At 60.3% G+C, this 19,012-nt stretch carries 16 protein-coding genes and 1 tRNA gene; 12 read left to right on the forward strand and 5 right to left on the reverse strand.

Annotated features, from left to right (window positions below; genetic code table 11):
- The first annotated feature begins 38 nt into the window (after positions 1 to 38).
- Genes HU722_RS28795 through ddlA form a run of 3 tightly spaced genes read left to right on the forward strand, consistent with a single transcriptional unit; the run spans position 39 to position 1,939 of the window.
- Entirely contained in the window at positions 39 to 128 is a 90-nt protein-coding gene (locus HU722_RS28795) for a helix-turn-helix domain-containing protein (RefSeq protein WP_225930676.1), read from the forward strand.
- A 33-nt stretch (positions 129 to 161) separates the two neighbouring features.
- Positions 162 to 800 (forward strand): LysE family transporter, encoded by a 639-nt coding sequence (locus tag HU722_RS04695; protein ID WP_065875219.1) that lies wholly within the window; start codon positions 162 to 164, stop codon positions 798 to 800.
- A gap of 44 nt (positions 801 to 844) precedes the next feature.
- The gene (ddlA, locus tag HU722_RS04700; RefSeq protein ID WP_065890578.1) at positions 845 to 1,939 is read left to right on the forward strand and encodes a D-alanine--D-alanine ligase; all 1,095 of its coding nucleotides are present in this window, start codon (positions 845 to 847) and stop codon (positions 1,937 to 1,939) included.
- Here the strand turns inward: ddlA and pgeF are convergent.
- Genes pgeF through HU722_RS04715 form a run of 3 tightly spaced genes read right to left on the reverse strand, consistent with a single transcriptional unit; the run spans position 1,929 to position 5,346 of the window.
- The gene (gene pgeF, locus HU722_RS04705; RefSeq protein WP_065879674.1) at positions 1,929 to 2,672 is read right to left on the reverse strand and encodes a peptidoglycan editing factor PgeF; all 744 of its coding nucleotides are present in this window, start codon (positions 2,670 to 2,672) and stop codon (positions 1,929 to 1,931) included. The genes ddlA and pgeF overlap by 11 nt on opposite strands.
- 27 nt (positions 2,673 to 2,699) lie before the next feature.
- The gene (ggt, locus tag HU722_RS04710; protein ID WP_065875216.1) at positions 2,700 to 4,529 is read right to left on the reverse strand and encodes a gamma-glutamyltransferase; all 1,830 of its coding nucleotides are present in this window, start codon (positions 4,527 to 4,529) and stop codon (positions 2,700 to 2,702) included.
- A gap of 37 nt (positions 4,530 to 4,566) precedes the next feature.
- Positions 4,567 to 5,346, reverse strand: a complete 780-nt coding sequence (locus HU722_RS04715; protein WP_065875215.1) for a PhzF family phenazine biosynthesis protein — start codon at positions 5,344 to 5,346, stop codon at positions 4,567 to 4,569.
- Positions 5,347 to 5,524: 178 nt separating this feature from the next.
- On the opposite strand from HU722_RS04715, the gene HU722_RS04720 reads away from it, so the two are divergent.
- The gene (locus tag HU722_RS04720) at positions 5,525 to 9,847 is read left to right on the forward strand and encodes an AvrE-family type 3 secretion system effector (protein WP_065879673.1); all 4,323 of its coding nucleotides are present in this window, start codon (positions 5,525 to 5,527) and stop codon (positions 9,845 to 9,847) included.
- A 109-nt stretch (positions 9,848 to 9,956) separates the two neighbouring features.
- Here the strand turns inward: HU722_RS04720 and HU722_RS04725 are convergent.
- Together HU722_RS04725 and HU722_RS04730 are read right to left on the reverse strand one after the other, a co-directional pair.
- Positions 9,957 to 10,033 (reverse strand) — tRNA-Met (locus HU722_RS04725).
- Positions 10,034 to 10,224: 191 nt separating this feature from the next.
- On the reverse strand, positions 10,225 to 10,776 hold the full coding sequence (locus tag HU722_RS04730) for an RNA polymerase sigma factor (RefSeq protein WP_065875213.1): 552 nt from the start codon (positions 10,774 to 10,776) through the stop codon (positions 10,225 to 10,227).
- A 262-nt stretch (positions 10,777 to 11,038) separates the two neighbouring features.
- Here HU722_RS04730 and sctW point away from each other — a divergent pair, with 262 nt between their 5' ends.
- Genes sctW through sctR form a run of 8 tightly spaced genes read left to right on the forward strand, consistent with a single transcriptional unit; the run spans position 11,039 to position 19,012 of the window.
- The gene (sctW, locus tag HU722_RS04735; RefSeq protein WP_186754952.1) at positions 11,039 to 12,103 is read left to right on the forward strand and encodes a type III secretion system gatekeeper subunit SctW; all 1,065 of its coding nucleotides are present in this window, start codon (positions 11,039 to 11,041) and stop codon (positions 12,101 to 12,103) included.
- A complete protein-coding gene (sctV, locus tag HU722_RS04740) occupies positions 12,100 to 14,193 on the forward strand; it encodes a type III secretion system export apparatus subunit SctV (RefSeq protein WP_065890577.1) in 2,094 nt (697 codons plus the stop codon). The genes sctW and sctV overlap by 4 nt, the downstream gene beginning before the upstream one ends.
- Before the next feature lie 34 nt (positions 14,194 to 14,227).
- Positions 14,228 to 15,127 carry an FHA domain-containing protein gene (locus HU722_RS04745; protein WP_065879684.1) on the forward strand — a complete coding sequence of 300 codons (900 nt, stop codon included), beginning with the start codon at positions 14,228 to 14,230 and terminating at the stop codon, positions 15,125 to 15,127.
- Positions 15,124 to 16,482, forward strand: coding sequence for a FliI/YscN family ATPase (locus tag HU722_RS04750; protein ID WP_065879670.1), 1,359 nt, complete (start codon positions 15,124 to 15,126; stop codon positions 16,480 to 16,482). The genes HU722_RS04745 and HU722_RS04750 overlap by 4 nt, the downstream gene beginning before the upstream one ends.
- Entirely contained in the window at positions 16,469 to 16,897 is a 429-nt protein-coding gene (gene sctO / locus HU722_RS04755; RefSeq protein WP_065879669.1) for a type III secretion system stalk subunit SctO, read from the forward strand. Before HU722_RS04750 ends, sctO begins: the two co-directional genes overlap by 14 nt.
- Positions 16,894 to 17,352, forward strand: coding sequence for a type III secretion system HrpP C-terminal domain-containing protein (locus tag HU722_RS04760; RefSeq protein WP_065890575.1), 459 nt, complete (start codon positions 16,894 to 16,896; stop codon positions 17,350 to 17,352). Before sctO ends, HU722_RS04760 begins: the two co-directional genes overlap by 4 nt.
- Complete coding sequence (locus HU722_RS04765; protein WP_065890573.1) at positions 17,349 to 18,362, forward strand: FliM/FliN family flagellar motor switch protein; 1,014 nt, start codon at positions 17,349 to 17,351, stop codon at positions 18,360 to 18,362. The genes HU722_RS04760 and HU722_RS04765 overlap by 4 nt, the downstream gene beginning before the upstream one ends.
- Positions 18,359 to 19,012, forward strand: a complete 654-nt coding sequence (gene sctR, locus HU722_RS04770) for a type III secretion system export apparatus subunit SctR (protein WP_065879666.1) — start codon at positions 18,359 to 18,361, stop codon at positions 19,010 to 19,012. The genes HU722_RS04765 and sctR overlap by 4 nt, the downstream gene beginning before the upstream one ends.

Consider the following 19,012-nt stretch of genomic DNA (forward strand, 5'->3'; position numbering starts at 1 on the left):
CCCAGTCTGCGGCGGCTTGTCTGTCGGGTCTTGAACGATTGTGCAAGCTGGATGCCATCTGCGCCTATCTGGATTGCCAGCCCGGTGATTTGCTTGTACATATGGCAGAGCCGGCTGCCGACCCGTAGGGGCTTGTCCACACCGCGAAGAAGGATCATTCGATGCTGCTCACCCACCTGCCGTACGCTGCTCCGTTGTTGTCGCTGGCGTTGCTCTGGACTGTCGCGGTGGTGACGCCGGGGCCTAACTTCTTCAACACCGCGCAATTGGCCGCCAGTTGTTCGCGCCGCCATGGTGTGGTGGCGTCCGCCGGTGTGGCGACGGGCACCATCATGTGGGGGTTGGCGGGAGGCCTGGGCATCAAGTCGCTGTTTACCGCCGCGCCGATGCTGTACATGGCGTTCAAGATCATCGGCGGCTGCTATCTGATTTACCTTGGCTTGAAACTCTTCAAGCGCTCGGCACCGAGCATGAGCCAGAACGTGCTGCCGGCTGAGGCGCGTCGTTCGCTGTTCTCTGCATGGCGCCTGGGGTTGCTGGGTAATCTGTCCAACCCGAAGGCCGCACTGTTTGTGGCGACCATCTTCGCCTCGACCATGCCGCCTTCGCCATCGCCGATGCTGTTGACGCTGGCGGTGATCACCATGGCGACCTTGTCGTTCAGTTGGTATTCCTGCGTGGCCTTGGTGTTTTCCAGCGAGCGTATGGCTAACGTGTACAGCCGCTCGCGTAAGTGGCTCGACCGCTTTGCCGGCGGCTGCTACCTGTTGTTTGGCGCGCATCTGGTAGCGAATCGCTGACCGCACGTGGTAAGAAGCCTTACTTTCAACAGTGAGGCAGGGTCATGAGCAAGGTGCGGGTAGGTATTATTTTTGGTGGCCGTTCGGCCGAGCACGAAGTCTCATTGCAATCGGCGCGCAATATCGTCGATGCGCTGGATCGCTCACGTTTCGAGCCGGTGCTGATCGGCATCGACAAGGCCGGCCACTGGCACCTCAACGATACGTCGAACTTCTTGCTCAACCAGGAAAACCCGGCCCTGATTGCCCTGAACCAGTCCAACCGCGAACTGGCTGTAGTGCCCGGCAAGGCCAGCCAGCAACTGGTGGAGACCTCTGGCACCGGCCTGCTGGAACATGTCGATGTGATCTTCCCTATTGTCCACGGCAGCCTCGGCGAAGACGGTTGCCTGCAAGGCCTGTTGCGCATGGCTGACCTGCCTTTCGTCGGCTCGGATGTACTCGGTTCGGCGGTGTGCATGGACAAGGACATCAGCAAGCGCCTGCTGCGCGATGCCGGGATTGCCGTTACGCCGTTCATCACCCTGACACGGAGCAATGCGTCGCGTACGTCCTTTGAGACGGCGGTGAGCAAGCTCGGCTTGCCGATGTTCGTCAAGCCCGCCAATCAAGGCTCCTCGGTGGGTGTGAGCAAGGTCGGCGACGAGGCCGAATACCAGGCTGGCGTCGAATTGGCCCTGGGCTTTGATGAAAAAGTGCTGGTTGAATCCGCCGTCCAAGGCCGTGAAATCGAATGCGCCGTGCTGGGCAACGAACATCCTATTGCCAGTGGTTGTGGCGAAATCGTGGTGAGCAACGGTTTCTATTCCTATGACAGCAAATACATCGACGACCAGGCTGCCAAAGTGGTGGTACCGGCCGATATCAGCCACGAAGCCAGCGAGCGCATTCGCGGGCTGGCCATTGAGGCGTTTGAGGTGCTGGGCTGTTCCGGCCTGGCGCGGGTCGACGTGTTCCTCACCGATGCCGGCGAAGTGTTGATCAACGAAATCAATTCACTGCCCGGCTTCACCCGCATCAGCATGTACCCCAAGTTGTGGCAGGCGGCGGGGATGAGTTACAGCGAGCTGGTGAGCCGGTTGATTGAGCTGGCGCTGGAGCGGCATGCGGGGCGTAAGGGGCTGAAGATCAGTCGGTGAGGCCAGCGGTTTGCGGCGAGGGAGCAATCCACGAATAGATCAACGTCTTCGCCTCCTCCGGGTGATGTGTCCTGCGGCGATAGCTCGCAAACGTGGGTGAGGTGCAGTAAGTACATACCTCACTCACCTCGATCTGCTCTGGTCGAACGCCTGCCGCTTGCAGCAACATTCCTCCATACCCACTCAAATCAAACCACGCGCTTCCCGCTTGCCTGGCTTGCGGCGGCGCGATCTGTGGTGGCAACAGCGGTGCAGGCTGCACGGTGCTCCAAGGCGCCTGAGCGCTGTGCCACAAGTGCCCCTGGTCAGCCTGAAGTTGGGCGACAAACGCCTCGCTCACCTCATAACAGCAAGGTTTGATCGCCGGTCCGATCGCGACTCGCAATTGGTCGACGTTAATCCCTTCATCGGCAAAACGTTTCACGGCATTGGCGATAATTCCGCCTTGCAGCCCCTTCCAGCCACCATGCACGGCCGCCACCTTCTCGCCATTTTCCGAGGCAATCAGAAGGGGCAAGCAATCGGCAGTGATCACGGCGATTGGCTGATGCTCACCCGTGTACACGCCATCCGCCTCCACGGTGTTGGTCACCTGCTCGGCTTGCCATTCAATCACCGACGCACTGTGCACCTGCTTGCAGATGAACACCTCTGCCGGGCGCAGCGGATCATTGATCGAACAAAAACCGTGGGCTACACCCGGGATGGTGTCGAGATTATCTGCCTGCTGCACGGGCGCTTTCTCCGTTGATTGAAATGTTCAGTCGCCGACCGCCTGGCCTTCGCGCCGTGGGTCGGCGCCGCCGTTCAGTGACACCTTGCCCTGGGCATCCCGCGTGCGAACGATGGCCTGGATGCCGCTGGTCATATCGATCTCGCTCACTGCATGGCCCTTCTCCTTGAGCGCCTGTTTCAATGCGGGGCTGAACATACCGGCTTCCAGCTCGGTCGCACCGTTGCGGCTGCCAAAGTTGGGCAGGCTGATGGCGGTTTGCGGGTCGAGCTTCCAGTCAAGCATCGCGACCAGGGACTTGCTCACGTATTCGATGATCTGCGATCCGCCGGGCGAGCCGACCGTGGCCAGTAACTCGCCGCTTTTGCGGTCGAACACCAGCGTCGGCGCCATGGCCGAACGCGGGCGTTTGCCGGGCTCGACACGGTTCGCAACAGGCTGGCCATTTTCTTCGGGAATAAACGAAAAGTCGGTCAGCTGGTTGTTAAGCAAGAAGCCCTGGACCATGACATGCGAGCCAAACGCCGCTTCCACCGTGGTGGTCATCGACACGGCGCCGCCCTGGTCATCCACTGCCACCACTTGCGAGGTAGAGATGCGCAGCGGCGAGCGATCGGGTGCGTAAGCCACCTGAATGCCCGCAGGCAAGCCCGGCTTGGCGATGCCCATGCTGCGCTCGCCGATCAAGGTGGCGCGCCTGGCCAGGTAGTCCGGTGCGACAAGGCCTGCCACCGGCACCGGGACAAAGTCGGCGTCGGCAACGTATAACGCGCGATCAGCAAAGGCCAGGCGACCGGCTTCGGCCAGCAGGTGCACGGCTTCGGGTGTCGGCTCAAGGCCGTCGTGCGATGGGCTTTTCACCGGTTGCATCGCTGCGATGGCCAGCCCTGGGTCGTGGGCTTCCAGCGCCTGCAAGGTGCCGAGGATTTGCGCGATGGCGATCCCACCCGATGACGGCGGCGGCATCCCACACACCTTCCATTGTTTGTAGTCAGTGCACAGTGGCGTGCGTTCCTTGGCGGTGTAGCCCTTCAGGTCTGCCAGGGACAGGCTGCCCGCATTACGATTGCCCTGCACTGTGCGGGCGATCTCATCGGCAATCGGCCCGTGGTACAGCGCATCCGGCCCTTCCTTGGCGATGCGCTTGAACACGTCTGCCAGTGCCGGGTTTTTCAACACGGTGCCGATGGCTTTCGGCGTGCCATCGGCGTTCAGGAAGTACGCCGCCATGTCTGGCGATTGCGCGATGTAGCGATCGGCCGCGATCAAACTGTGCAGGCGCGGAGAAATCGCGAAGCCCTGTTCCGACAGCCTGATCGCCGGTTCGAACAGCTTGGCCCACGGCAGGTGGCCGGTCTTTTTGTGTGCCATTTCGAGTGCACGCAAGACGCCAGGCGTACCGACCGAGCGCCCACCGATCTGCGCCTCGGGAAAGGTCATCGGCTTGCCGTCTGCCTTCAGGAACAACCGCTCGGTTGCCCCGGCCGGTGCGGTTTCACGGCCGTCATACGCCTGCACGTTTTTGCCGTCCCACAGCATGATAAATGCACCCCCGCCGATGCCCGATGATTGCGGCTCCACCAGGGTCAACACCGCTTGCATCGCAATCGCTGCATCAATCGCCGAACCGCCCAGGCGCAACATGTCGCGTCCGGCCTCGGCCGCCAGGGGGTTGGCGGCAGCGGCCATATGACGCTCGGCGTGTTGGGTCGTGAGGCCGGTGCGATAGCCCGAACCCAGCTCCGGTGCCGGCGGCTGTTCGGTGACAGGCGTGTGGCAGGCTGCCAGGGCGAGGGCTGCGGCAACCACTGACAATTGACGGCGGGAAATCGAAAACACGCGCTGAACTCCGTTCATTTTGAGAATGATCTGTTGTCCTTGGGGTACTGCTTTTTTACAGGTAAATCGTGCCTTGCAGGTAGAGCACCGCATGACCGGAAATGATCACGCGGTCCCCCATGAGTTCGCAGCGCAATTGGCCACGGCGCTTGCCGCCTTGTTCTGCGGTGAGTTGCACCTTGCCCAAGCGTTCGGCCCAGAACGGCGCCAATGACGTGTGGGCCGATCCGGTAACCGGGTCTTCATTCACGCCCACATTCGGGCCGAACCAACGGGAGATAAAATCAAACTGCGTGCTTTTGGCCGTTACCGCAATCCCGCGCTTGGGCAGGCCCTTGAGGCCTGCGAAATCTGGCGTCAATGCGGCAACTTGGGCTTCGTCTTCGAGCAGCACGATGTAGTCATCGGTGCTGAACACTTCGGCCTGTTCAATGCCCAGCGCGCTCAACATGCCCGCGGGCGGTTCGCAGCCTTGAGGTTGCTTGGCGGGGAAGTCCATCGCCAGTTCATCGCCCTGACGCGTTACCCGTAGCTCGCCGCTACGGGTAGCAAAGCGCAACACGTCTGGCGCATCCCCCATCTGATGGATCAGCACCCACGCCGCCGCGAGCGTGGCATGGCCACACAGGTCCACTTCGACTTGCGGGGTAAACCAGCGCAACTCATAGAACCCCTCACGAGGGACGAAGTAGGCGGTTTCGGAGAGATTGTTTTCCGCTGCAATGTTCTGCAGTTGCTCATCGCTCAGCCACTCGGCCAGCGGGCAGACCGCCGCCGGGTTGCCGCCGAAGACGGTTTGGCTGAAAGCGTCGACTTGATAGATATCCAGTTTCATCGAGCGCACTCCGTTGAGGGGGGAGCCGGACACTAACAGTGGGTCAGGCGAGCGTCAAAATACAGATGGAAGGTTTTTTCGGGCGCATGAAGTCGCCGTTGTGATTAGGCATAAATGGAACCAAAAACAGCGAGTGCCCACTAGACAGCTGTGATTCATTATGTTTAGGAGCATTACCATGCACACAGGATTAGATCCGCTTCTCAAATTACAGCGTGCCCTTGCCAATTGCGTGACGCAATGGCACGAGGAAACCCCTCCGCGTAAAAGCCCGCCGTTGTTACCGCCAGTGTCGTTGCTCCACTATCAAACACTTCAACCGACCTCAATGCAGTTCGATGCCCGACTTATCAACGGGAAGGTGCAGGCTGATACGACGCTTGCGGGGCGTGAAATCGCCCAACACCTCAACCAGCCGAATAAACACTATGTGGCCGATGGTCCTTCTGCAGCGGGTACCCATACGTTGCGGATGAAGGATGAACGTCGGTACCTGTTTCATATTCAGTCCACACCCGCTGTCGCAGCGGTGTTCAAAAGCAGCTTTCCCGATGCTGCCGACGGCGCAGGTGACGGCCCGGGGCGCGCGCATTTGGGTAGCGTCAGCGCCATTCAAACCACTGCAGAGGGCCAGCAGTTTCGCCTGGATGGCGCACGACTGTTTCGGTTCGAGCCCCTCACGCTTTCCTGGAAGCCAGACGCGGATGCTCGCGCATTCAGCCGCATTGGCCTGAGCAAAGAAGGTGAGTTGCTGAAGACGCCCGAAGCGTTTGCAGACAGCAGCGCCCAAGGGCGCACTACGGTGCTGCTAAGTCAGGACCGGGATATTTCTGTTGTGCATCTCCAAGGGGTTGGCGCACAGACTGTGCGCCCGGTCGATGAGTCAGGTTTGCCGGTGCAACTCATGCGTATCGGGGTGTCGGGAAACGCCTTGTTTGGTGCGACCACCGACGGTGAGTTAGTCCGTGCCGACCTGCGCATGGCACGAGATGACAAGCTGCCCATGGTCAGGCAAACGGTCGACGCGCTGGAGCGGGCGCTGAAGGGCGCCGTCAATGTGGAAGGCTTCTTTCATGATGACGCCGGGCAACTCAATGCCCAGGTGCGCGACGCACGCCTTCAATTGCACAGCGTGCCCTTGAGTGACGGACATGCACTAAGCCCGCAATGGAACCTCAGCGATGTGCTGGTCAAACACATCGAGAAAGGGCTGCCCCTGCCCAGCCTGCAGGCGCTGGCGTCGGCGGTGGATCTCGGACAACGGGGCAAGATTGCACTCGATGCAGGCAACCTGTTGACCTGGGATGCGACGGCACAACGTTGGGAAAACGCTGGGCAGCCTGGTATCGAACATCTGGCGTGTGGGCTGGATGGTCGCGCCTATGTGCTGCAAGAGGGGCAATTGAAGGCGGTAGCCATCAGTCAAGTGCGCGACCCGTTGATTGAGGGCGCCAGTCACGATCTGGTCGCACTTCCCGCGCCGCGCCCGCACGTGTCCCTTGGCGAGGTGCTCGCCGGGGATAGTCAAAAGCCCGTGACCGGATTCGCTGTAGCGGACGGCCGAAATTTTGTGACCGTCAATCAGGATAACCAGCTGCAGGTCCATCAGGACGGCGTCGCCAGGGCGTTGGAACTGAGCCCCACGATTGACATAAAGACACTCGCCCTGGATCACGTGGGAAATCTGTATGCACATACCCAGGAAGGCGATTTGTTCAGGTTGGATCGCCAGGCCTGGCAGGGCAAAACCGAGCAGGCGCAAAGCTGGAGCAAGGTTGAACTACCGGATCGCCAGCCCTTGGAATCCCTGCGGATGGGCGCCGATAAGCACCTGGTTGGCGGGTGGGACAAGCAGTTCCATCGGCTGGAGAATGCCACCGCCAGTACGATGAAGTGGGGCCCGGTGCAATCGACGAGTCAGGCACCGTCACTGGCTGATACGTTGGTGGATACTTCGATGCGTGCACAGTTCAATGGGGGCGCGCTGACCGTCAGCAGCAATGTGATGGGGCAAACCCGTGAGGGGGTGCCGCTCAAGCGCAATTTTATCAAAGGGATCAAGGCGCACTTCCACCCGCTGGAAGGCCTTAGCCAGATGGGTAAGGATATTCAGCACCATTTCAAAGGCCGCAAGGGGCTGGAAGGGATCTATGCTGACGATAAACGCCTGCATGAACAGCTCAAGCCTCTGGCGCAGAGTCGGCCGGTTCCTGCTGACCTGGGCGTGCGGCTCGCCGCCCTGAGCAAGCCGGGGCCGCGTCAGGCGTTGGCCGAGCAGATCCGCCAAGCGCTGACCGACGTCGAACACAGTAGCCAGTCAAGCGCGCGCCGCCTGGCAGACGTGCATGGCATGGCATTTGACGCTCGGCCCACGTTGAGCAGGGCGGCGATCGACCCCGGTTCGACGCTGCATCAACTGTATGACGTGTTTAAAAGAGTCTCCCCCTCGGCGCAAAAATCGACCGCTGCGCTATTGGCCAACCTTGAAGGCCAAGGCTTGGCGCTTCCTGCTTGGACGCCCGAGCGCAAGCGCAACCGTGACCACCCCTCGGCACTCATTGAGGGCGACCTGATTCATCATGCAAGCACGCTCAAGCAACTGGCGGATCTGGCACGTGCGCTCGACGATACGTCAGGCGTTAGCCCAAGCGGCCTGGAGCGCATAGGAACCGCTCTGCGCGAGACGATGCAGGCGTATAAAACCAGCCCTGTCCACACATTGGCCAGCCAAGGTATTGCCAGCTATGAGCAGGCGGAGTCGTTGTATGGCAACTTCAAACTGTTGGCCAAGGACCTTGGAACACCTGGTTCTGCGCTGCACTGGCATCTTTCGAGCCTGCTGGGATTGCCCACCGGTGCTTCCATCAAGGAGGCAATGACGCAGCAGGTACAGCAACTGGGCAGTGGCCAGACCCTCGCGCCGAGCCGGACCCAAGGTAAAAGCGTGGGGTTGATGGTGACGGAGGTAAAACCCATAGCCCCCCTGGAGTTCTTCTTGGGCGCCTCCAAGTCGCATACCCACGGTGTGAGTATCAGCCGCACCGACAAAGGCGCGCGGGTTGAGATCAGTACGGACGATATGCGGCGGCTGGCCGGTTCGGTGGCCTCTGGCTTGACGCTGGGGCGAGGACCGGAGGCGGTGGGGCCGGCCTTGAGGGTCGCTGCGGAACTGACAGCAGCGGTGGCGAAAAACACAGGGTCGAGCATCGGCTTTGACGTGAAAGAAGCAGACTTTGGCAAGATGATGTCGATCCTTACCGGCGAGAACGGTACCGTCTATGACTTGCTGGCGTTGGGTGAGGAGCACGCGACAGGCAAGAGCTCCAAGATCAGTGGTGACGTCAATCTGGACGTACTCACCCAATTGCGCTTGATGTACAGCCCGCGGGAAAACATCGCCGAGTTGGACTCAGTGATACGCGCTGGCGTCGGTGTGGTGGGCAACCTCAATCTCGCGCATGCAGATAAGAGCCAGTCGACCACGTACACCGCAACAGGTACCAGCCAAGGTACGACAACCAGTGCTCAATTATTCAGGCAGGGCGGGGTTGGCGCCAACATCGCGCCGCTCAACGCGTTGGCGTTAGGCCGGGCCGACAGTGACGGGCCCAGCGCGGCGGCGGCCTTGTTGCCGGAACTGTCGGTCATGGTGAAGTTTGATCGCGGCGAATCGCAGGCTTTCAGTTTTTCGTTCAAGCATCCGCAACCGGTTACGCAGTCTCAGATGGATGAACTCACCCGCAGCGTGTCGCTTTACTCGCCGACTTTCAGGCGGGAGCTGGCAGCGATCGGGCTGTCGGGGAGCACCATCGATCAACAGTTGGCCACGGTGCAACGGTTTCTCACGACTCATCCGCCCATGGCAACGAAGCCGGACGCTTATCACGCCATCAGCCAGTCACTGGATAAGTTGATCACCCAGCAGGACCTGGTGAAGAACGGGCTGCGCCAACTGGCGTCGGTCGAGTCTTCCGTCACGCGTGTGGGGTTACGGGATGACGGGCGCCATGCGTGGCTGGATGATGTGGCGCCGGCCAACAAGGCGGCCATTGAACAGTGGTTGAAGGATGACCCCCAGTTTGCCCAGGTACTTGATCAGTGGCGCCAGGGTGAGGGCACTTCAGTGAAGCTCGGCATGGAGCTCAAGCCGCAGGTATTGCGCGCAATAGAGCGTAGCCACCTCGCCGGTGAAAGTACCGAACCGCTGATCCGGCGTGCCCTGAGTGACCGTACCAACCTGCGTGTCAAAAACATGAGCCTGAGCTACACCACGACGCAATCCCATGGCATGTCGATACCCACTATGAATCTCAGTTTTTCCAGCAGCGCTGGGCTGAGTCTCACGCAGAAACGCGTCAATGCTGATCTTGAATACGGAATGGATCCCGATAAACCGTTGCGCATGAACCTGAACGATACGCTGGGCAGTCTGCCCAGGCATGATCTGACTATTGACCTGGCAGATCAGCGGGTGAGGACGCAAAACCGGCCGATCATCTGAATCACTTCGACGTGTGAGCGCGGCGCCGAGGTGCTGCGGCTGGCGGCCCCAGCAGTTTTCGCGAGGCATAAAAAAACGGCCTACCTTTCGGTAAGCCGTTTTTAGTACTTGGTGGCTACACAGGGACTTGAACCCCGGACCCCAGCATTATGAATGCTATGCTCTAACCAACTGAGCTATGTAGCCAAGTGGCGCGCATTATTCGCGTAGAACAGAAATGCGTCAAGCATTTATTTTGAATTTTTATCTACGCTTTCAACTGTTTAAGCGAAATCACCGGATCTAGCGACGAGTGGTTCGTGATTCACCCTGTCGAGTACCCGAAAAGCCTGATCGCGTTGGGCAGATATCCCTGCCGCCCAACGCGTGGTCTGGCTTTAAGGAAACTGCGAGTTGTGAGTGGCGCGTTTAAGCTGTTCGCGCGCCCTTGAAAGGCGCGAGCGAACAGTGCCGATAGGAATGTCCAGTGCGTCAGCTGTGTCCTGGTAGCTACCGTCGGTTTCCAGTGAGGCGTATAGCGTCTTGCGCATTTCCATCGGCAGGTGGTCGATGGCGCTCAGGGTTTTTTCCAGGCGCCGGTTCACCTCAAATTCCCAGTCCAGGTTGTGGTTGTCTTCCTGGCCATGCCACAGCGACTCATCAAATTCGCAATGCACAGGCTTGGCGTACAGGCGCCTGAAGTGATTGCGGATAAGGTTTTGCGCGATACCACACATCCAAGTGCTGAGTGTGGCATTGCCGCTGAAACGCTCTCGGTTGCGCCAGGCTTCCAGGTACGTCAATTGCAGAAGATCGTCTGCATCTTCCGGGTTGAGGACGCGCTTGTGAATAAAGCGCCGCAGTTTTTTTTGCTGATCGTCTGTCAGGTGAAGCATGAATTGAGGCGAGCTGCCAACGAGGTGCGCTAAAGCTTCAATAGGGATATTCATGATTGTTTCCTTGGGATAGACGCAGTCGAAAGTGTGTCGACGGGAACCCCTTTTGCACTGGCTGTGCCAAGAAAAAATCTTTTCTAACCCATTAATTTATATAGATAAATATTTTGAAATGAGGCGTTTTTGTGCAGTGCGTTGCGCAGAGCTCTGAAGATCTGTGCAAGTCTTTTCAAATTTGTCGCGGGATCCGGCTGGATGGAACCGTTTGAGCAGGTCTTGCCACACAGGGAAACACTCTTCCTGTTCAGGTCTGTCCATGAAAGTCGAATCCTCCCCCGATGTGCAAACGGTCCGTCCCCTGGATCAACCTGCTGTCATCCAGACCTCTACGCCTGCGCCCGTCAATGGCGTGGATGAGCTCGCCTACCTGTTCAACCTGGAAGTGGTAAACAATAGCCAGCCCTTGAGTCAGCGGAAGGTGAGCGTGCACGTGCCTCCGATCGAGCATATGGCGGAGCTTTATCGTCAGCTAGGTCATCCGGCCAAGAAGACCCTGGCAATGATCGCTTTGCTGGTCAGGGACGCGTTACGGCAGCGGGCTGATGTGGGCGAATTGCTGAGGCTTTCCGAGGGAGACCCCGCGCGCACGTTCGTCGTGCTCAAATATGTGGCGGCCCAGGCAGACACGGAAGTGCGCCCGTCCGAAGCGGCATTGGCGCGTGATGCCATGGCCAAGCTGCAGGTCCGCTTCAAAGGGGAGATTCAGGCCGGCCTGAACATCGCCGTGGCACTGCAGGCGGCCAGTGTCGATCCGCAGGAGCGCCAGGCGCTGCGTTCGCTCTACTACGCCAGTGTGGTCACGCGCCAATCGTTGTCGACGATGATGCAGGCGCTGCTCGGCGTGTACGGCGGCGAACGGTTTGCGGACGGGCTCAACGTGATGCGCAAAGCGCTGGCTGACGATATAGCGGCCAAGGTCTCATCAATGCCGACACCGCTGTTGCGCACTTTGTTACTGGGCCTGCAAAGCTGTGGGCAGTTGAGCGGGGTGCTGGCGGGTTGTCATGCGCTGCTCCAGCGCCTGGGCATCAATCACGACGCAGTGAGCTTGCTGCAGCGCATGCTGAGTTTCGCCGGTACTGGTATCACCGCTGCTGAGATTCTTCGGATCGGCGATGAACTGGCGGGTGGTCCGAATGCCCAGCAATTGGTGTCGCTCAATGCCCTTTACCCCTTGGTCCAGCAATTGCCATTAGCGTTATGGCTCGACAGTCGAGTGCGTGAAGAAACCCTTCGTGGCTTCCTGGCGGTGATGGGGGAACTGGAACGGATCGCGCGTGGCCCTGCACGTTTTCCAAGTGAACTGGGGGCCTTGGCGTGACAGCGCTTTCGGCCATCAACCGCTTTTTGCTCAAGGTAGCGCAGCGCGCCGAAGTGCTGGGCGCTGTGGTAGTGCTGGCCATCGTCTTCATTTTTATCGTGCCGTTGCCCACCTGGTTGGTGGACATCCTGATCGCGCTCAACATCTGCATCTCGTGCCTGCTGATCGTGTTGGCACTGTACCTGCCAGGTCCTCTGGCGTTCTCTTCGTTCCCGTCGATCCTGCTGTTGACCACCATGTTTCGCCTGGCGCTATCGATCGCGACCACGCGCCTGATCCTGCTGGAGCAAGACGCCGGTGACATCGTCGAAGCCTTCGGCAATTTTGTGGTCGGCGGCAACCTGGCCGTGGGGATGGTGATCTTCCTGATCCTGACCCTGGTCAACTTCCTGGTGATCACTAAGGGCTCGGAGCGGGTGGCGGAAGTCGCGGCGCGGTTCAGCCTGGATGCGATGCCCGGCAAGCAGATGTCCATCGACAGCGACCTGCGTGCTGGCCTGATTGACGGCATGCAGGCACGGGACAAACGCGAGCAGTTGTCGCGCGAGAGCCAATTGTTCGGGGCCATGGACGGGGCCATGAAGTTCGTCAAGGGTGACGCCATCGCGGGCTTGATTATCGTTGTGGTCAACCTGTTGGGCGGCTTCTCCACGGGCATGTTCCAGCACGGATTGAGTGCCGCCGATTCAATGGCGCTGTACTCGGTGCTGACCATCGGCGATGGCCTGATTGCGCAGATTCCCGCGCTGCTGATCTCCCTCACCGCCGGCATGATCATCACCCGTGTGGCGCCGGACGGGCGCAAGGGTGTCAGCAACATGGGCGCCGAAATTGCCCGGCAAATGACCAGCGAACCCAAGAGTTGGATGATCGCCTCGGTGGGGATGCTTGCATTTGCTGCAGTACCCGGCATGCCTACCGGGGTGTTTATCCTCATCGCGACGATAACCGGTAGCTTGGGGTACTACCTGATGCGCCAGCGTCAACGGCAGGAGCAACCCGAAGCTGAAGCCGCGGAAGCGGTGCGTCCCGAAGAAAACGGTCATGAGGACTTGCGTGGGTTTGATCCGTCAAGGCCGTACCTGTTGCAGTTCTCTCCGGTACTGCGAGGGACGCCTGAGGTGACGGACCTTGTCCACTCGATTCGCCAGGCCCGGAACGCACTGGTCGCCAATATCGGCCTGACACTGCCACCGTTCGAGGTGGAGCTCGATGATTCGCTCGCCGATGATGAAATGCGCTTCTGTGTGCATGAGGTACCGATGGTCAAGGCCTCGGTGGTCACTCATGTGGCGGTTGAGCGTAAGGCGCTGACGGTCGAGCCTGCACACGCGATACCGGGTTTGGCAGATCGCGATGAACAGCATTGGGTCTGGTTGGCGCCGAATGATCCGCTGCTCGATGATCCACAGGTGGAACGCTTCACCGCAGCGAGTCTGATCGTTGAGCGCATGAAGCAGGCAATGATGCTCAGCGGGCCGCAGTTCCTGGGGATTCAGGAGAGCAAGTCGATCCTTAGTTGGCTGGAGCACAACCAGCCGGAATTGGTTCAGGAGCTGCAGCGGATCATGCCGCTGTCCCGTTTTTCAGCGGTGTTGCAACGCTTGGCCAGCGAAGGTGTGCCGTTGCGGGCTGTACGACTGATTGTCGAGTCACTGATCGAGTACGGCCAGCATGAACGTGAGCCGGACGCGCTGGCCGACTACGCGCGCATTGCGCTTAAGGCACAGATCTACCATCAGTACAGCGAAGCCGACGGTCTGCATGCCTGGTTGCTGTCGCCGCAGACCGAAAACATCCTGCGTGAAGCGCTACGCCAGACGCAGACCGGGGTGTTCTTCGCACTCGACGACGAACATAGCGCGGCGTTGGTCGGGCTGCTCAACCAGGCCTTCTCGGTGCGCCCGAAACTCAAGAGCGTGATGTTGGTGGCGCAGGATTTGCGCAGCCCGCTGCGTACCTTGTTGCTGGAAGAATTCAACCACGTGCCGGTGCTGTCCTTTGCCGAGCTGAGCAGCACGTCCAAGGTCAAAGTACTGGGGCGTTTCGACCTGGGCCAGAATGAATTGATGCGCGGTGCGGTGGCATGAGGGTTGGCCTGGGTTCAGTACGGAGGGCTCGATGATGTTCGAGCTGCGAGTGCTTGATGGGCTGCATCAAGGCGCTGCGTTGCCATTGTTTGGGGAGCAGTGGAGCATCGGTGCACACGCCGATGCTGACTTGGTGCTGAACGACCCGGGCATCGCCGAGCAGCATGCGCGGCTGCGACTCATCGACTCGAACTGGTCGGTGCAGGCTGAAGCGGGGCTTTTGCAGGATGCCGATGGTCAGGTGTTGGCACAGATCGCACGCCTGGCGCTCAACGTCACGTTTTGGGTCGGCAGTGTGCGGCTGTGTGTGACCTTGGCCGATGAACCCTGGCCCCAGGCGCCCGCCCCCGTAGCGCCAGCGTCGCCACGGGTCAATGAGCCGGCACGGGCGCTTAAGTTATCGGCCATCTCGCATTCGCAGCAGAAGCGTCTGATTACGCTGGTGCTGGTGGTGACGGTCATCTTTGTTGTGGTGGGCATGGCGTCCACCGGGAACCCCGAGGCCCTGGCTTCCTTGATGCCGCCTGTGGTGCAGAAACAGGAACTGGCCTCACCGTTTGAGGTACGCCAGCAGTTGTTGAAGATGCTCAGCGAACGTGAATTGAACCAGCGAGTCGGTTTGCAAGTGATCAATGGGCAGGTCGCGCTCAGTGGAGATGTCTCACAGGATGAAGTGGACCTGGTCGCGCGCATGCTCAGCCGTTTTGGCGAGCAATTCGACAGCGCGGTGCCGGTGATCAGCCGTGTGCGCGTACGCGATGGGACGTTGCCGTTCAAGATCGTGCAGATCGTAGGCGGGCCCAATGGTCATGTGGTCCTGGAGGAGGGCAGCCGACTTTTTGTCGGGGATGAGGTGGATGGCCTGCGTCTGGTGCTGATCGACAACAGCAAGGTGGTCTTCGATGGCGTACAGCGTTATGAGGTGCGCTGGTGAACGCTGAACTGCAAGCACGCCTCGACGCCTGGCAGCAGCGCCAGGCCCAGTCGTTGACCACTTTTGCGCCTGTGACGATGCGAGGTCGCATCCAGCGAGTCAATGGCATGTTGCTGCAGTGCCGGCTGCCTCAGGCGCGTATCGGTGATTTGTGTCGGGTGGAGAAAAAGCCTGGCGACTACATGCTGGCCGAGATCATTGGTTTTGATCAGCAGGATGCCGTGCTCAGTGCCTTGGGCAACCTGGAAGGGGTGCGGGTGGGCGCTGGCGTGGAGCGTCTTGGGGTAGCGCATCGGGTCCAGGTCAGCGAGGCATTGCTGGGCCAGGTGCTGGATGGCTTCGGACGGCCGATCACGGGAGAAGGCCCCAGTGCGTTTGTCGAGGCCGACTTACCGGACACGAGTGCGGTGTTGTGTGAGGCGCCGTTGCCCACCGAGCGCCCGCGGATCAACCGCGCGCTGGCCACCGGGGTGCGCTCTATCGATGGCCTGCTGACGCTGGGCGAGGGGCAGCGCGTGGGCCTGTTCGCGGGGGCGGGCTGCGGCAAGACCACCTTGTTGGCCGAGATCGCCCGTAACGTTGAGTGCGATGTCATCGTGTTCGGCCTGATCGGCGAGCGGGGTCGGGAGCTGCGTGAGTTCCTCGATCATGAGCTTGATGAGCAACTGCGTTCCAAAGCGGTACTGGTGTGTGCCACGTCCGATCGTTCCAGCATGGAGCGCGCCCGTGCGGCCTTCACGGCGACTGCATTGGCTGAAGGGTATCGGCGCAAGGGGCTTCGCGTGTTGCTGCTGATCGACTCCCTGACCCGATTCGCCAGGGCCCAGCGCGAAATCGGCCTGGCCGCTGGCGAACCCCTCGGTCGTGGCGGCCTGCCGCCTTCGGTGTATAGCCTGTTGCCGCGGCTGGTGGAGCGCGCCGGGTTGACGCGTGAGGGGGTGATCACGGCGATCTATACCGTGTTGATCGAGCAAGACTCCATGAACGACCCGGTGGCTGATGAGGTTCGCTCGCTGCTCGACGGTCATATCGTGCTGTCCCGCAAGTTGGCCGAGCGCGGGCACTACCCCGCAGTGGATGTGCTGGCGAGCCTGTCGCGGATCTTGAGTAACGTCGCCGAGCCTGCGGATATCCAAGCGGGTACGGCGTTGCGGCGTTTGTTGTCGGCCTATCAGCAAATCGAACTGATGCTCAAGCTAGGTGAATACCAAGCGGGCAGCGATGCCTTGACTGACCTGGCGGTGGACAGTCGCCAGGCGGTCGACAATTTCTTGCGCCAGGACTTGCGTGAGCCCGCACCGATGGCGGCGACGCTGGCGCAACTCAAGGAGCTGACGGCCTATGTCCCTTTCTGATGTGTTGCTCGGTGAAGTCGAGACGTTGCGGCGCCTGCGTCGGCACCGGGCAGACCGTGCCGAACGTGCCTTGCGTGAGGCGAAGCGAGCCCAGCAGGCCCTGCTCGCGCATATCCAGCAGGCCCAGGATGCGCTTGAGCAAACCCGGCAGGAGGAGGCCCTGCAAAGTGCTCAGTTACTCAGCCAGCACCAGGGGCAGGTACTGACCCTGCAGGCCCTGAAATCCTGGGGAACCCAGGAGCGCTCGTTGTCGGCCAGCACCCGACGAGACATGGGGCAGTTGGAAGCCTTGCGGGGCCAGCGGGAAGAAAAGCAGACCCGCGTTGGCAGTGCCCAGAAACAGGTCACGGAATGCCTGCGGCAGGTGGAAAAACTTCAGGAGTTATCCCTTTTACTGGCGCAGGAGCCGATATGACCCAGGTTTCAGATAAACCCGCAGAACGCCCGCGCCTGCGGGAAACACGCGAGGAGCGAGAGTCGGGAAATGCAGGCGTAGTGCCCGCGGAGTTGACGCGGTTATTTGCCCGGTTTTGGGCCGATGACGGTGACGGCTCGGGTGCGAGAACCTCTCTGTCGGGCACGAAGGGCGTGGAGGGGGCAGCCATGATCGAGGCGCTTGCCGAACAACTGGCACCTCGTCTGCAGGCCGCTTCGCAGTGGCCGCTTCAGGCAGTGTTGTACCTGCCTCGCCTGGGGCGGATCAACGCCAGTGTGCGCCGCGAGCAGGGTGCCTGGAGTCTCGACCTGGAAGCGGAGGAAGAGGCTACGGCGCGCTGGCTCAGCGGCGTGCGGCGACAGGTTGAGGACCGGTTTACGCAAACAATGGGGCGCACGGTCAGCCTGCAGTTGGCCGTTGTTGGGTCGGCATGATGATGCCGCAGGTGACGCTGCCTCTGGTCAGAGGCGACACGGCTGTTGCTCGCCGTCGCCTGGGGCGTGGTTTGCGTCTGCCGTTTGAAGTTGCCGGGCGGCGCGGTGAGTTATGTCTTGAACCGGGCCGTGCCCCCGCTGGAGCGCAACCGCTGTGCTTCGAAACGGCATGTGGGGTGTTGGCGCTTGCGGAGGCGGGACCTCTGCTCAGTCTGCTAGGCGAATGTCCGGTGACATTGGCCAACGCAGGCAACGATCCGGATTCCTGGTTCTGGGCTTTATTCCAGCACCACTTGAGTCCTCAGGTGAAAGCGCTGTTGGGCTATGTGCGGCTACTGGAGGTTGATCGGCCCGAAGGGCTTGGTTGCCGACTCAGCGTCACGCTGGGGGCAGCCCGGGTGATGGGCTATGTGTGGCTGGCGCCCGAGACGTTGATTGCGTTGTGCGACGCCGGGTCTTGGCGCGCCAATGCTGCACCGGTACCTGCGTCGTTTCAACTGGCAATTGCCGTGACGCTAGGGCGCCTGCAGTTGCCGATTGCACAAGCGCGCAGCCTGCGGGTCGGGGATGTGCTGATGCTTGAGCAGAACTTTTTTCAAACCCAGGGCGTAGGTCATGTTCAGGTTGGCAGGCAGCGGCTGCATGGGTGCATTGACGATGGCACAGGGGCGTTGTGCCTGACACTTACTTCTATTGAGGGCACAACGGTGGACGAAGATTTTGAAGCGCCGCACTACTCGGGTTATGAAGAGGATGAGCCCGTGGTGGATGTATTCGGTCATGAGCCGTTCGACGAGCTCAGCATGGCGTTGAACGTACGTTGCGGCACGTTGGACCTGACCCTGGGTGAGTTGCGTAATCTCGCGCCCGGCGCGGTGCTGGGGGTCACCGGTTATTCTCCCGGTATGGCCGGCCTTTATTATGGCGACCGTCCGATTGGCCAGGGGCAACTGGTGGAAATCGACGGTCGCCTGGGGTTGCAGTTGTCCCGCGTGATGTTCGGCCGATGATACTTCAGGGGCTGGACCCGTTAGTCCTGGCGGTATTTCTTGGGGCATTGTCGCTGATGCCCATGCTGTTGGTCGTCTGTACGGCGTTCTTGAAGATAGTGATTGTGCTGATGATCACCCGTAACGCCATCGGCGTGCAGCAGGTGCCACCGAGTATGGCCATCAATGGCATCGCATTGGCAGCCACGCTGTTTATCATGGCCCCGGTGGGTTACGAAATCGCCGAGAGCGTCAAAGTATCGCCTCTGGACTTGAGTAACGTGCAAACACTCCTGCAGACAGGCAATGAGGCTATCAAACCGCTGCGTGCCTTCATGCTGCGCAATATCGACCCGGACGTGCTGACGCACCTGCTGGAAAACACCGCGCGCCTGTGGCCAGCGCAGATGGCTCAGGAGGTACGGCGCGAAGACCTGATCCTGCTGATCCCGGCGTTTGTCCTGTCGCAACTGCAGGCGGGGTTCGAGATTGGTTTCCTGATCTACATCCCTTTCATCGTCATCGATCTTATCGTCTCCAACCTGCTGCTGGCGCTGGGTATGCAAATGGTCTCGCCGATGACCATTTCCCTGCCGCTCAAATTGCTGTTGTTTGTCATGGTGTCTGGTTGGTCGCGGTTGCTCGACAGCTTGTTCCTCTCCTATCTCTGA

Source organism: Pseudomonas tritici, assembly GCF_014268275.3.
Classification (GTDB): Bacteria; Pseudomonadota; Gammaproteobacteria; order Pseudomonadales; family Pseudomonadaceae; genus Aquipseudomonas; species Aquipseudomonas tritici.